Raw genomic sequence first — 12,950 nt, forward strand, 5'->3', positions numbered from 1 at the left:
CATGATGGCCGGTTCCGATCTCGCGACCAATGGACAGGTGACGGTGTTCGGCGCCTCCGGCTTCCTGGGGCGCCACGTCGTGCGCGCCCTGGCTCGGGCCGGCTTCCGCGTGATGGCGGGGTCGCGCCGCCCGGAACTCGCCAACTACCTCCAGCCGCTCGGCCGCGTCGGGCAGGTCCAGCCCGTCCAGGCCAACGTGCGCTACCCCGCCTCGCTGGCCGCGGCGCTGCGCCACGCCGAGGTCGCGGTGAACCTCGTCGGCGTGCTGACCGAGGGCGGCAGCCAGAGCTTCGAGGCCGTCCACGTCGACGGCGCCCGCGCCATGGCGGAGGCCGCGCGGGCGGCCGGCGTGCGCCGCTTCGTGCAGGTGTCGGCCATCGGGGCGGACCTCGAATCCGACGCCGTCTACAGCCGCAGCAAGGCCCGCGGCGAGGCCGCCGTGCGCGAGATCTACCCCGACGCCGTGATCCTGCGGCCTTCCGTGGTCTTCGGCCCGGAGGACGACTTCTTCAACCGCTTCGCCGCCATGGCGCGCTTCGCGCCCGCCCTGCCGCTGATCGGCGGCGGGCACACGCGCTTCCAGCCCGTCTTCGTCGGCGACGTCGCGGACGCCGTCGCGGCCGCCGTGGAGGGCCGTGCCGAGCCGGGCGCCGTCTACGAGCTCGGCGGCCCCGGCGTCAAAACCTTCCGCGAGCTGATGGAATACATCCTCGCCACGGTGCAGCGCAGCCGCCCGCTCGTGTCGGTGTCGGCCCGCGCCATGGAGACGCCGGCCGCCCTGACCGAGACGCTGTCCGGCCTGATGATGGGCCTGTTCCCGAAGACGCTGGTGATGACGCGCGATCAGCTCAAGATGCTGGGCCGCGACAACGTCGTGTCGGACGCGGCCGTCGCGGGGGGCCGCACCCTGCAGGGCCTCGGGCTGGAGCCGCGGGCGATCGAATCGGTCGTGCCGTCCTACCTGTACCGATTCCGACGCCACGGCCAGTTCGACCGCGACAGCCGGCTCGCCTGAGGAGCGTCGGGCGCCGGGGCGGCCCCGGCGCCCGCGCCATGCCTCAGCCCTGCCGCTTGATCGCGAAGGGCGCGGAGGCCTGGCAGGTCGGCATCATCTCGACGCGGTTGATGTTGACGTGCCGCGGCAGCGTCACGACCCAGGCCACAGTCTCGGCGATGTCGTCGGCGGTGAGGGGCTCGGTGCCCTTGTAGACCGCCGCCGCCTTGTCGTCGTCGCCCCCGAAGCGGACGTTGCTGAACTCGGTGCCGCCGCATAGGCCCGGCTCGACGTCCGTCACGCGCACGAAGGTGCCGACGAGGTCGGCCTTCAGGTTGAGGCTGAACTGCTTCACGAAGGCCTTGGTGCCGCCGTAGACGTGCCCGCCGGGGTAGGGGTAGGAGCCCGCCACCGAGCCGAGGTTGACGACGTGGCCGCGGTCCCGCTCCACCATGCCGGGCAGCAGCGCCCGCGTCATGTGGATCAGTCCCGTGACGTTGGTGGCGACCATCTGGTCCCACTGAGCGAGGTCGGCCTTCTGGGCCGGGTCGAGGCCGAGCGCGAGGCCCGCGTTGTTGACCAGGACGTCGACCTCGCGCCAGCCCTCGGGCAGGCTGCCCGGCAGGGCCGCGACCGCCTCGGCGTCTGTGACGTCGAGCACGAATGGCAGGAGCGCGTCGCCGAGCTCGGCCTTCAGCGCGTCGAGCCGTTCGGCGCGGCGCCCGGCGGCGATCACGCGGTGGCCGTCGCGCACGAGGCGCCGCGCGATGGCCTGGCCGAAGCCGGCCGTGGCGCCAGTGACGAAGACGGTGAGGCTCATCGGGCGGGCCGCCCGGCGCGTGTGAAGCGGGTCATGGGTGTGTCTCTCCGGTCGCGGGGGATCGGACCATTAGCGCCGCGGGGCGCCCTTTGAACAGGGCGCCGTGCCGCTCACATGGTGGCGCCGATCTGCCAGGGCACGAATTCGGCGTCGCCGTAGCCGAGCTCCTCCGACTTCGTGCGCTCGCCCGAGGCGACGGCGAGCACGCGCTCGAAGATCTCGCGCCCCTTGTCGGCGATCGACACGCCGTCGAGCACGTCGCCGCAGTCGACGTCCATGTCGTCCGCCATGCGGCGGGCCATGTCGGAGTTGGTGGCGAGCTTGATCGAGGGCGTCGGCTTGCAGCCGTAGGCCGAGCCGCGGCCCGTGGTGAAGCACAGCACGTTGGCGCCGCCCGCCACCTGCCCGGTGGCCGAGACCGGGTCGTAGCCCGGCGTGTCCATGAACACGAAGCCGTGCTCCGTGACCCGCTCGGCGTAGCGGTACACGGCCTTGAGGTCGCGCGTGCCGCCCTTGGCGGCGGCGCCGAGCGACTTTTCCAGGATGGTGGTGAGCCCCCCCGCCTTGTTGCCGGGCGAGGGGTTGTTGTTCATCTCGCCGCCGTTGCGCCGCGTGTAGTCCTCCCACCAGCGGATCGTGTCGACGAGCCGCTCGCCCACGGCGCGCGAGGCGGCGCGGCGGGTCAGCAGGTGCTCGGCGCCGTAGATCTCGGGCGTCTCGGAGAGGATCGCGGTGCCGCCGTGGTCGACGAGGAGGTCCGCGGCCGCCCCAAGGGCGGGGTTGGCCGTGATGCCCGAATAGCCGTCCGAGCCGCCGCACTGCAGCGCCAGCACGAGTTCCGAGGCCGGCACCGCCTCGCGCCGCGCCGCATCGGCGGCGGGCAGCATCTCGACGAGCCGCGCGACGCCGCTCTCGACGGTGCGGCGCGTGCCGCCCTCGTCCTGGATCGTCATGGTGCGGAACGCGTCGCCCTCGACGAGGCCGTACTCGCCCTTCATGCGGCCGATCTGGAACACCTCGCAGCCGAGGCCCACCAGCAGCACGCCGGCGATGTTGGGGTTGGTGGCGTAGCCCCACTGCGTGCGCTTCAGCGCCTCGAAGCCCTCGCCGCGGTCCGCCATGCCGCAGCCCGTGCCGTGGACCAGCGGGATCACGCCGTCGACGTGGGGGTAGCGGGCCAGCACGCCCGAGCGCTCGACCTCCCTGGCGATGAAGCGCGCCACCGAGGCCGAGCAGTTCACCGAGGTCAGAATGGCGAGGTAGTTGCGCGTGCCCGCGCGGCCGTCGGCGCGGCGGAACCCCTGGAAGGTCGCGCGCATCGCCTCCGGCACGGGGCTGTCCGGGCGCCGCTCCTCCCCGAAGGCGTAATCGCGCGCGAAGTCCTCGCCCATGGCGAGATTGTGCTCGTGGACCCAGTCGCCGGGCGCGATCGGCTTCGTGGCGAAGCCGATCACCTGGCCGAACTTCCGCACCGGCGCGCCGGGGAGCAGGGGCACGGCCGCCATCTTGTGGCCCTTCGGCACGCGGGCCGCGGCGGTGCCGGCCGCCGTGGGGTCGCCGGGCTGGAGCAGGTCGAGCGCCACCACGACGTCGTCGTCCGGGTGGAGGCGGAGTGTGCGGGTGGTCATACGCGATCTCCGAAACGCGCGACGGTCGCGGCGGCGCCGTCGCGCATGAGCCCCGACAGCGCGGCCACGACGGCCTGGGTGAAGCGCGGCTCGGCCGGCAGGTCGCGGCCGAACACGGTGTCGAGCCCGAACAGGGCGTCGGCGAGCGGGCCGGCCCCGGCCGCGCCCGCGGTGCGGCGGCGCAGTTCGTCGGCCAGCGGGTCGCGCAGGTCGATGGGGGCGCCGCGCTCGTCGCGCCCGCAGGCATAGCGCATCCAGGCCGCGATGCCGAGCGCGAGCCGGTCGATGGAGGCGCCCGCGGCGAGGCGGTCCCGCGCCGTGCCGAGCAGGCGCTGCGGCAGCTTCTGGGTGCCGTCCATGGCGATCTGCCAGGTGCGGTGGCGCAGCGCGGGGTTCTCGAAGCGCCGGATGAGGTCGTCGGCGTAGGCCGCAGGGTCGAGGCCCGGCACCGGGGGCAGGGTCGGCGCGGCCTCGTCCAGCATCAGGCCGCGCACCAGGGCGGCGAAGCCCGGCGCCGCCATGGCGTCCGCCACGGTCTCGTGCCCGGCGAGATATCCGAGATAGGCCAGGGTCGAGTGGCTGCCGTTGAGCATGCGCAGTTTGGCGAGTTCGAAGGGCGCGACGTCGCGCACGAAGGTCGCGCCGGCGCGGTCCCACGCGGGCCGCCCGAGCGGGAAGTCGTCCTCGATCACCCACTGCGTGAAGGGCTCGGTCATGATCGGCCAGGCGTCGCGCGCGCCGAGCGCGGCCGACACGCCGTCGCGGTCGGCCTCCGTGGTGGCCGGCACGATGCGGTCCACCATGGTGGAGGGGCAGCGCAGCTCGGCCTCCACGGCGCGGCCGAGCGCGGGGTCGCGCAGCGCGGCGAAGCGCACGAGCACGCGCTTCAGCGTCGCCCCGTTGTGGGGGAGGTTGTCGCAGCAGAGCGCGGCGAAGAAGGGCAGGCCGGCCGCGCGCCGCCGGCGCAAAGCTTCGACGATGAAGCCCGGCGCCGAGCGCGGCGCCTCCGGGCGGGCGAGGTCGTGCACCACGTCCGGGTGCTCCTCGTCGAGTTCGCCCGTGGCGGGCCGGTGGCAGTAGCCCTTCTCGGTGACGGTGAGGGACACGATGCGGGTGTCCTGCGCGCTCATCGCGTCGAGCAGCGCGCCGGGGTCCTCCGGCGCGACGAGCAGGCGCGCCACGCTGCCGACCACCCGCACGCGCTCGCCCGCGGCGTCGCGCACCGCGAGGGCGTAGAGGCCGTCCTGCGGCGCCAGGGCGTCGCGGGTACCGGGCGAGCGGAGCGAGGCGCCGAGGATGCCCCAGCGCGGGTCCTCCGCCAGGACCGCGTCCGTGTAGGCCGCCATGTGGGCGCGGTGGAAGGCGCCGATGCCGAGGTGGACGATGCCCGTGCGGAGCGCCGCGCGGTCGTAGGCCGGGCGGGCGACCGCCGCGGGGAGGCCATCGAGGGTGGATCGGGAGAGGCGGTCCATGTTCACCGTGCCTGCAGAACGTGGTCCCCTTCTCCCCTCGCGGGAGAAGGTGCCCATGCGGAGCATGGGCGGATGAGGGGGGATGGCGCCGCGTTCGAAAAGATGGGGCCGGGCCAAGCCGACGGCATGTCAGGCCTATGAAGCCCGTTGACGTGCGCTTGCTCACGGGCTTCGGCGAGGTCGCGCCTGACCCCCTCATCCGTCATCGCTTCGCGATGACACCTTCTCCCGCGAGGGGAGAAGGGAGGCGCGTCGAGCGGAGAGGCGCTCAATGCGCGCCCTGCGTCTTGGCCCGCGCCACGATCTGCGTCGGATTGACGAAGCGCAGCGCCAGCAGCAGCCACACCAGCGTCGTCACCATGTAGACCACCGCCATGACGTCGACCTCCTGGCCGGCGCGCACGCCCGAGGCGAAGACGGCGTAGTAGAGCGCCACCACCAGCGTCTGGCTGGTCGGGCCCGAGGTGAGGAAGGTCAGCTCGAACATCGCCACCGTGCGGACCAGCACCAGCAGCAGCGCGGCCAGCACGCCCGGCAGCAGCAGCGGCAGCAGCACGCGGGCGAAGAGCTGCGTCGTCGAGGCGCCGAAGACCCGCGCCGCGGCCTCGACCCGCGGGTCGATCTGCTCGATGAAGGGGATCATCACCAGCACCACGAAGGGCACGGCCGGCACGAGGTTGGCCAGCACCACGCCCCACAGGGTGCCGCCGAGCCCGACGCGGTAGAGCAGCGTCGCCATGGGGATGCCGTAGGTGAGCGGCGGCACCAGCAGCGGCAGCAGGAACACCAGCGTGGCCAGGCGCTTGCCGGGGAAGTCGCGGCGCGCCAGCGCGTAGGCGGCGGTGACGCCGAGCGCGCCGGAGATCAGCACCACGAGCCCCACCGCCTCGAAGGTGACGACGAGCACGTCGGTGAGGCCGAACTCGTCCCAGGCGTCGGCATACCAGTGCGCCGTGAAGCCGGCCGGGAGCCAGGTGCCGAGCCAGCGGGTGGACAGCGAGTCGATCACCACCGTGGCGATCAGCGCGAGGAGGTTCAGGACGAAGACCGCGACGACCGCCCAGACGGCGGTGCGCCACAGTTTCGAGGCGAGGCCGGCGTCGCGGATCATCCCTTGGTGCCTCCGACGGGGCCGCGGTAGAACATCTGGCGCAGGCCGAGCGCCAGCAGCACCACGACGAGCTGCACGGCGCCCATCACCATGGCGATGGCGGAGCCGAGCGAGGCGTCGTAGCGCTCGAAGGCCGCCTGATAGGCCGCGATGGAGATGACGTGGGTCGAGCCCGCGGGCGCGCCGAGCAGCACCGCCGAGGGGAAGACCGCGAAGGCCTGCACGAAGGACAGGCAGAACGTGACGGCGAGGCCCGGCACCAGCAGCGGCAGGTACACGCGCGCGAAGCGCCGCGCGGCCCCCGCCCCCAGCGTCGCCGCGGCCTGCTCCAGCGCGGGGTCGATGCCGCTGACGTAGGACAGCGTCAGCAGGAACGTGAAGGGGAAACCGGTGATCACCAGCGAGGCGAACACGCCCCAGTAGTTGTTGGTGAGCTTCAGCGGCGCCGAGGTGAGGTGCAACGCCAGCAGCGTCCGGTTGAACCAGCCCTGTGGGCCGAGGTAGGTCAGCAGGCCCTGCGCGACCAGGACGGTGCCGAGCGTGACGGGCAGCACCAGGACCGTGGTCAGGAGACGCTGGCGCCGCATCAGCCGCACCCGGAAGGCGATCGGCACCGCCAGCAGGAGGTTCAGCAGCGTCGTCGGCAGCGCCAGGATCAGCGTGTTCCAGACGGTCTCGCGCAGGAACGGATCGGCGAAGAAGGTCCGGTAGCTGGCGTAGAACGGCCCGACCTTGGGCTCGAGCGACAGGACGAGCCCGTAGACAAAGGGGTAGACGAAGAGCCCGAGGATCGCGAGGAGCGCCGGCAGCACCAGCAGCGTCGTGCCGTCGATGCCGCGCGCGGCGAGGCGGATCCGCAGCGGGACGGCCGCGGGGCGGCCCGCCGGGACGGCCGTCACGCGCCGCTCCCGGCGAAGACGAGGATCTGGTCGGGCTTCGCTCCCAGTGTCACGCGCTCGCCGGCCGCCACCGGGCGGTCGGAGCGGAAGAACAGCTCCGTGCCGTCGATGGCCTGCGCGGCGCCGAAGAAGGCGCGTCCGCGGTACTCGCTGATCCGCACGGTGGCGACGACGCCCGAGGCGCCGGCCACGAGGTCCTCGGGGCGCACCATCAGCGTCACGGCGTCGCCGGGCGCGGCGGGCTCGCGCAGGGCGACGTCGAGCCGCGAGCCGCAGGCCTCGACCGCGGCGCGCCCGTTGCCGGACGAGACCACGCGGCCGGCGAGCTTCGAGCGGTAGCCCATGAACTCGGCCACGTCGGCGTGGGCCGGGCGCTCGTAGAGGTCGGCGGGCGTGCCGGTCTGGCGGATCAGGCCGTCGCGCATCACGACGATGCGGTCCGCCATGGACAGCGCCTCGTCCTGGTCGTGGGTGACGTAGACCGTGGTCGAGCCGATCGCCTCGTGGATGCGGCGGATCTCGGCCCGCATCTCCAGGCGCAGTTTGGCGTCGAGGTTGGACAGCGGCTCGTCCATCAGCACCACGGGCGGGCGGATCGCGATGGCGCGCGCGATGGCGACGCGCTGCTGCTGGCCGCCCGACATCTGCCCCGGCAGCTTGTCGGCCTGGGCGGTGAGCCGCACCAGCGCCAGCGCCTCGTCGACGCGGCGCTCGGCCTCGGCGCGCGGCACCTTCTGCATGGCGAGGCCGAAGCCGACGTTGCGCCGCGCGCTCATGTGCGGGAACAGGGCGTAGCTCTGGAACACCATGCCGAAGCCGCGGCGCTCGGGCGGCAGCTCGTCGATGCGCCGATCCCCGAGGCTGATCGTGCCGGCGGAGAGCGGCTGCAGCCCGGCGATGCAGTTCAGCGCCGTGGTCTTGCCGCAACCGGAGGGGCCGAGCAGCGCCACGAACTCGCCCGGCCGGATCTCGAGGTCGAGCCCCTTCAGGGCCTGGAAGCCGCCGAAGTCGCGTTTGAGCCCGGCGAGGCGAAGCGCCGCCCCGGCGGGCGCCGGGCGGGGCGGGGGGGCGCCGCGCGTGGTGGCCATCGTCATGCCCATGGCGGTCAGCCCTTGCCGGCGCCGATGCGCTGGTCCCACAGCTCGAAGGCCTTGACGATGCTCTTCGCGTCGAGCGGCGTCTCAAGAGGATGGTCGGCGATCAGCCTGTCGTATTCCGGCCGCCCGAAGGCGCGGATGGCCTCCTGCGAGTCCTCCGGCGCCATGTCGAGCGTCACGCCCTTCACGGCGGGGCCGGGGAAGAAGTAGCCCTGGTCGTAGGCGTAAGCCTGTTGCTTCGGCTGCAGCATGTAGGCCATGAGGTCGAGCAGCACGGCGAGCTTGTCGTCCGAGACGCCCTTCGGCACCACCATGTACTGGGCGTCCGTGACCCAGTGGAAGTTGTCGAGCGCCGCGACGGAGGCCTCCTTCGGCACGATGCCGAGCACGCGGGGGTTGATATCCCAGCCCGTGGTCGAGACCGCGATATCGCGCGTGCCCTCGCCGAGCTCCTTCATGGTCTGCGTCGTGCCGGCCGGGTAATATTCGATGTTCTCGCCGATCGCCTTCAGGTAATCCCAGGTCTTGGCCCAGCCGTTCACGGGGTCGCGCGGGTTGGCGTCGCTCAGGATGTAGGGCAGGCCCATCAGCCAGGTGCGGCCCGGCCCGGAGTTGGACGGCCGCGCGTAGATGAACTTGTTCTTGTTCTGCCGGGTGTAGTCGAGCAGCTCGGCGGCTGTCTTCGGGACGGATTTCACCCGGTCCGGCATGTATTCGAGTAGCGGCCCGGAGGGGTAGTAGGTCACGACGAGGCCGTGGTCCTCCGCGATGGCCTGCATCTTGAGGGCCTGCGGCAGGTACACGTCCGCGAGGTTCGGCAGGTCGGCCGCGTAGGGCTTGAGGTCGAGCCAGATCCCCTGGTCGATGCCGGCCGACAGGGCGTCGGTGCCGGTCAGCACGAGGTCGATGTCGATGCGGCCGGCGTCCTGCTGGGCCTTGATCTTGGCGGGCAGCTCGGGGGCGGGCGCCTTGGTGAAGACGAAGCGCGACACCGCGTTCGGCTTAGCCTTGCGGTAGGACTCGATCGCCCTCTGGGTCAGGGCGAGGTTGCCGGCCACGTCCACCACCGTGATCTGCACGGGGGACTTCGGCATGGGCAGCGCGGCCCGGGCGAGGGACGGCAGCAGCCCCGCCGCCGAGACGGCGCCGAGCCCGCCGAGAACCTGCCTGCGATCCACCATGTCCCGCCCTCCCTGTCGTCGCCTTCTCACGAGGCGATGTCGTCCGTCTTCGATCAGCGTGCGTCTTCGACCTCCCGCATGCTGAGCCGGGCGCGGAGCGCCCGTGTCGAAGCATGAGGAAGGTGGAGCAGGCAGCCATCTTCAGAGCCTGTAGGCCCGCTTGGCGAGGCCGTAGGCGAGGTCGTGGGCGAGGTCGTGCGCCTCGTCCTCGTCGATCCGGTGCTCGGCGACGAGCCGCGCCAGGAACCCGCAGTCGATCCGCCGTGCCATGTCGTGGCGCGCCGGGATCGACAGGTAGGCGCGGGTGTCGTCGTTGAAGCCGACCGTGTTGCCGAAGCCCGCGGTCTCGGTCGCGGCCTCGCGGAAGCGCCGCATGCCCTCCGGGCTGTCGAAGAACCACCAGGGCGGCCCGAGCCGCAGGGCCGGGTAGTGCCCGGCCAGCGGCGCCAGCTCCCGGCCGTACTGGGCCTCGTCGAGGGTGAACAGCACCAGCGTCAGGCGCGGGTCGTTGCCGTGGCGGTCGAGCAGGGGCTTCAGCGCGTGGACGTAGCCGGTCGGCTGCGGGATGTCGGCGCCCTTGTCGAGGCCGAAGCGGGCGAAGACCTGCGGGTTGTGGTCGCGCACCGAGCCCGGATGGAGCTGCATCACGAGCCCGTCCTCGACGCTCATGCCCGCCATCTCGGTCAGCATCTGGGCGCGGAACAGCTCGGCGTCCCCGGCCGAGGCCGGGCCGGCCATCACGCGGTCGAAGAGGGCGGAGGCCGAGCCCGCGTCGAGGTCGGCGGTGCGGGCCGTCGGGTGGCCGTGGTCGGTCGCGGTGGCGCCGAGCGAGCGGAAGAAGTAGCGCCGCGCCCGGTGCGCCGCGAGGTAGCCCGCGAAGGTGACGGGGGCGCCCGCCAGGGCGCAGAGCTCGGCGACGCCGTCCCGGAAGGTCGCCCGGTCGGGGTCCACGACGGCGTCGGGCCGGTAGGTCGGCAGCACGCGGCCGTGCCAGCCCGAGCCGCGCAGCGCGGCGTGGTGGCGGAGGTCGTCGAGCGCGGCGTCCGTGGTCGCGATGGCCTCGATGTTGAAGCGGTCGTAGAGGGCGCGCGGCCGCATCTCGGGCCGGCCGAGCGCCTCGGCGATGCGGTCGTAGAGCCGGTCCGCGTTGTTCTCCGTCAGCCGCTCGTCGATGCCGAACACGGCTTGGAGCGCGTGCTCGAACCACAGGCGCGTCGGCGTGCCGCGGAACAGCGGGTAATGGGCTGCGAAGAGGCGCCAGATCGCCCGGCCGTCCGCCTCGGTCGGGCCGCCGTCGCGCCGCGGCACGCCGAGCGCCTCGAGCGGCACACCCTGCGAATACAGCATGCGGAACACGTAGTGGTCCGGCACGACGAAGAGCTGCGCCGGGTCCGGGAAGGGCCGATCCTCGGCGTACCAGGCGGGATCGGTGTGACCGTGCGGGGATAGGATCGGCAGGCCCGCCACAGCGCCGTACAGGCGCCGCGCGATGCCGCGCGTCGCGGGATCGGCGGGGAACAGCCTGTCGGGATGGAGGGCCATGGGGCGTTTCCGATGCGGGCCCTGCACGACCCGCTTGGCCACACTGAACAACTGATATATTAGTATGTCAATGGGGGAGGGCGATGGACGGAACGGCACTCGGAGCGGGAGCGCCCGCGCGCGGTCGTCGGCCGGCGGCCGGCCGCGCCGCGTCGGCGGCGGGCGGCCCGAGGACGGCCGCGGGCGCCATCGCGGCCGCGCTGCGGGACGACATCGTCGGCATGGTGCTGCTGCCGCGCACGCCCCTGCGCGACGCCGTGCTGTGCGAGCGCTTCGGCACCAGCCGCACGCCGGTGCGCGAGGCGCTGATCCGGCTCGGCGAGGAGGGGCTCGTCGACATCCTGCCGCAGTCCGGCACCTTCGTGTCGCGCATCCCCGTCGAGGCCATCCCCGAGGCCGTGCTGGTGCGCCAGGCGCTGGAGGGCGTGACCGTGGAGGCCGCGGCGGCGCGCGGGCGCGCGGGCGCGACGGCGCGGCTCGACGAGGCGATCGCGTCCCAGCGGGAACTGGCCCTGCGCGGCGACACCCGGAGCTTCCACGACGCCGACGAGGCCTTTCACGAGGCGATCGCGGGGCTGGCGGGGCTGCCCAACGTGTGGCGGCTGCTGCGGCAGGTGAAGGTGCAGATCGACCGCGCCCGCCGCCTCACCCTGCCGGCGCTGGGGCGCATGGACCAGGTCGTCGCCGAACACGCGGCCATCCGCGACGCCGTCGCGGGCGGCGACGTCGCGGCCGCGCGCGCCGCCATGACGGCGCATCTCGGCGTGGTGGTGCCCGACGTCGCGCGCCTGCGCGAGGTCCACCCCGACTACTTCACCTGAAGGAGATCCCCATGCGGCAGGGTTGGAGATGGTACGGGCCGGACGCCTACGTGTCGCTCGACGACGTGCGCCAGGCCGGCGCGACCGACGTCGTGTCGGCGCTGCACCAGGTCCCGATCGGCGCGGCCTGGACGCGCGAGGCCGTGGCGGAGCGCAAGAACCTCGTCGAGACGACGCCGCCCGGCCGCACGCCGCTGCGCTGGTCCTGCGTCGAGAGCATCCCGATCCCCGACGCCGTGAAGCGCCGCGGCGGCGCGGCCCGCGCGGAGATCGCGGCCTGGATCGCGTCGCTGGAGGCCGTCGCCGGCTGCGACATCCGCACGGTCTGCTACAACTTCATGCCGGTGGTCGACTGGACGCGCACCGACATCGACCACGTGCTGCCGACCGGCGCCACCGCGATGCGCTTCGACCAGGACCGTTTCGCCGCCTTCGACCTCCACATCCTGCGCCGCCCCGGCGCCGAGGCCGACTATTCGGACGCGGACCGCTCGCGCGCGGCCTCGACCTTCGAGGCCATGGGCGACGCGGCCGTGGCCGAGATCACCCGCACCATCGCGTCCGCGCTGCCGGGCTCCACCACCGAGCCCATGACGGTCGAGGGCTTCCGCGACAAGCTCGACCAATACCGCGACATCGACGCGCCCCGGCTCCGCCGGCACCTGATCGAGTTCCTCGAGGCCGTGACGCCGGCCGCGGAAGCGCGCGGCGTGACGCTGACGCTGCACCCGGACGACCCGCCGCGCCCGCTGTTTGGCCTGCCCCGCATCGCCTCGACGGGCGACGACTACGCGGCGCTGTTCGAGGCCGTGCCGTCGCGGGCCAACGGCATGTGCTTCTGCACGGGCTCGCTCGGCGTGCGCCCCGACAACGATCTTGCGGCCATCGCGCGGCGCTTCGCGGGCCGCATCGGCTTCGTGCACCTGCGCGCCACGAAGCGCGAGGCTGACCCGCGGAGCTTCCACGAGTCGGACCACCTCGGCGGCGACGTTGACATGGTGGCGGTGCTGCGCGAGCTCGTGGCGATCGACGCCAAGCGCCCCGCCGCCGGCACGCTGCTGTTCCGCCCCGACCACGGCCACCGCATGCTGGACGACCTCGGCAAGGCCGTGAGCCCCGGCTACCCGGCGATCGGCCGCCTCAAGGGCCTCGCCGAGCTGCGCGGCATCCTCCACGCGCTGGGGGCGCCGCCGCAGGTGTGACCCTTGTGGGACAGGATGTCGTGGCTGTCCCCGACACCCTCATCCGCTCATCCCCGCGAATGCGGGGATCCAGCGCCAGAAGACGGCCGCAGGCCGACGACACCGGAACGCGATCGTTCGATCGCTCGCGAAGCTGATCGGATCGGCCTTCGGCCGAGCATCTTGCGCTGGATCCCCGCCTGC

11 protein-coding genes are annotated in these 12,950 nt (G+C 73.0%); 3 read left to right on the plus strand and 8 right to left on the minus strand.

Translation table 11 applies throughout. The features are described from left to right. Window positions 1–4 precede the first annotated feature (4 nt). Complete coding sequence (locus L7N97_RS20590) at window positions 5–1,015, plus strand: complex I NDUFA9 subunit family protein (RefSeq protein WP_237480137.1); 1,011 nt, start codon at window positions 5–7, stop codon at window positions 1,013–1,015. A 43-nt stretch (window positions 1,016–1,058) separates the two neighbouring features. Here L7N97_RS20590 and L7N97_RS20595 read toward each other — a convergent pair whose 3' ends face one another. The 8 genes from L7N97_RS20595 to uxaC all read right to left on the minus strand — a co-directional run bounded on the left by L7N97_RS20595 (window position 1,059) and on the right by uxaC (window position 10,744). Beyond that, window positions 1,059–1,814, minus strand: a complete 756-nt coding sequence (locus L7N97_RS20595) for an SDR family oxidoreductase (protein WP_237480138.1) — start codon at window positions 1,812–1,814, stop codon at window positions 1,059–1,061. A 110-nt stretch (window positions 1,815–1,924) separates the two neighbouring features. Next, window positions 1,925–3,442: a UxaA family hydrolase gene (locus tag L7N97_RS20600; protein WP_237480139.1), complete on the minus strand. Its 1,518-nt coding sequence runs from the start codon at window positions 3,440–3,442 to the stop codon at window positions 1,925–1,927. Further along, complete coding sequence (locus L7N97_RS20605) at window positions 3,439–4,914, minus strand: mannitol dehydrogenase family protein (protein WP_237480140.1); 1,476 nt, start codon at window positions 4,912–4,914, stop codon at window positions 3,439–3,441. Before L7N97_RS20605 ends, L7N97_RS20600 begins: the two co-directional genes overlap by 4 nt. A gap of 268 nt (window positions 4,915–5,182) precedes the next feature. Then, window positions 5,183–6,025 carry an ABC transporter permease gene (locus tag L7N97_RS20610; RefSeq protein WP_237480141.1) on the minus strand — a complete coding sequence of 281 codons (843 nt, stop codon included), beginning with the start codon at window positions 6,023–6,025 and terminating at the stop codon, window positions 5,183–5,185. Continuing rightward, on the minus strand, window positions 6,022–6,924 hold the full coding sequence (locus L7N97_RS20615; protein WP_237480142.1) for an ABC transporter permease: 903 nt from the start codon (window positions 6,922–6,924) through the stop codon (window positions 6,022–6,024). Before L7N97_RS20615 ends, L7N97_RS20610 begins: the two co-directional genes overlap by 4 nt. Continuing rightward, window positions 6,921–8,018 (minus strand): ABC transporter ATP-binding protein, encoded by a 1,098-nt coding sequence (locus L7N97_RS20620; RefSeq protein ID WP_237480143.1) that lies wholly within the window; start codon window positions 8,016–8,018, stop codon window positions 6,921–6,923. Before L7N97_RS20620 ends, L7N97_RS20615 begins: the two co-directional genes overlap by 4 nt. Before the next feature lie 11 nt (window positions 8,019–8,029). Beyond that, the gene (locus L7N97_RS20625) at window positions 8,030–9,202 is read right to left on the minus strand and encodes an extracellular solute-binding protein (RefSeq protein WP_237480144.1); all 1,173 of its coding nucleotides are present in this window, start codon (window positions 9,200–9,202) and stop codon (window positions 8,030–8,032) included. A 141-nt stretch (window positions 9,203–9,343) separates the two neighbouring features. Continuing rightward, window positions 9,344–10,744, minus strand: coding sequence for a glucuronate isomerase (gene uxaC, locus L7N97_RS20630; protein WP_237480145.1), 1,401 nt, complete (start codon window positions 10,742–10,744; stop codon window positions 9,344–9,346). Between the two features lie 83 nt (window positions 10,745–10,827). Between uxaC and L7N97_RS20635 the strand changes: the two genes are divergently transcribed. Together L7N97_RS20635 and uxuA are read left to right on the plus strand one after the other, a co-directional pair. Continuing rightward, a complete protein-coding gene (locus L7N97_RS20635) occupies window positions 10,828–11,565 on the plus strand; it encodes a GntR family transcriptional regulator (protein WP_237480146.1) in 738 nt (245 codons plus the stop codon). A gap of 11 nt (window positions 11,566–11,576) precedes the next feature. Beyond that, window positions 11,577–12,767, plus strand: a complete 1,191-nt coding sequence (gene uxuA, locus L7N97_RS20640; RefSeq protein ID WP_237480147.1) for a mannonate dehydratase — start codon at window positions 11,577–11,579, stop codon at window positions 12,765–12,767. Window positions 12,768–12,950: the final 183 nt, after the last annotated feature.

The sequence above is a fragment of the Lichenibacterium dinghuense genome (genome assembly GCF_021730615.1).
Taxonomy (GTDB): domain Bacteria; phylum Pseudomonadota; class Alphaproteobacteria; order Rhizobiales; family Beijerinckiaceae; genus Lichenihabitans; species Lichenihabitans dinghuensis.

Bases quoted from the DNA above. Each gene is read 5' to 3' on its own strand.
- L7N97_RS20625 (WP_237480144.1), bottom strand. From the start codon at position 9,202: ATGGTGGATCGCAGGCAGGTTCTCGGCGGGCTCGGCGCCGTCTCGGCG.
- uxuA (WP_237480147.1), top strand. From the start codon at position 11,577: ATGCGGCAGGGTTGGAGATGGTACGGGCCGGACGCCTACGTGTCGCTC.
- uxaC (WP_237480145.1), bottom strand. From the start codon at position 10,744: ATGGCCCTCCATCCCGACAGGCTGTTCCCCGCCGATCCCGCGACGCGC.
- L7N97_RS20620 (WP_237480143.1), bottom strand. From the start codon at position 8,018: ATGACGATGGCCACCACGCGCGGCGCCCCCCCGCCCCGCCCGGCGCCC.
- L7N97_RS20595 (WP_237480138.1), bottom strand. From the start codon at position 1,814: ATGAGCCTCACCGTCTTCGTCACTGGCGCCACGGCCGGCTTCGGCCAG.
- L7N97_RS20600 (WP_237480139.1), bottom strand. From the start codon at position 3,442: ATGACCACCCGCACACTCCGCCTCCACCCGGACGACGACGTCGTGGTG.
- L7N97_RS20635 (WP_237480146.1), top strand. From the start codon at position 10,828: ATGGACGGAACGGCACTCGGAGCGGGAGCGCCCGCGCGCGGTCGTCGG.
- L7N97_RS20610 (WP_237480141.1), bottom strand. From the start codon at position 6,025: ATGATCCGCGACGCCGGCCTCGCCTCGAAACTGTGGCGCACCGCCGTC.
- L7N97_RS20590 (WP_237480137.1), top strand. From the start codon at position 5: ATGGCCGGTTCCGATCTCGCGACCAATGGACAGGTGACGGTGTTCGGC.
- L7N97_RS20605 (WP_237480140.1), bottom strand. From the start codon at position 4,914: ATGGACCGCCTCTCCCGATCCACCCTCGATGGCCTCCCCGCGGCGGTC.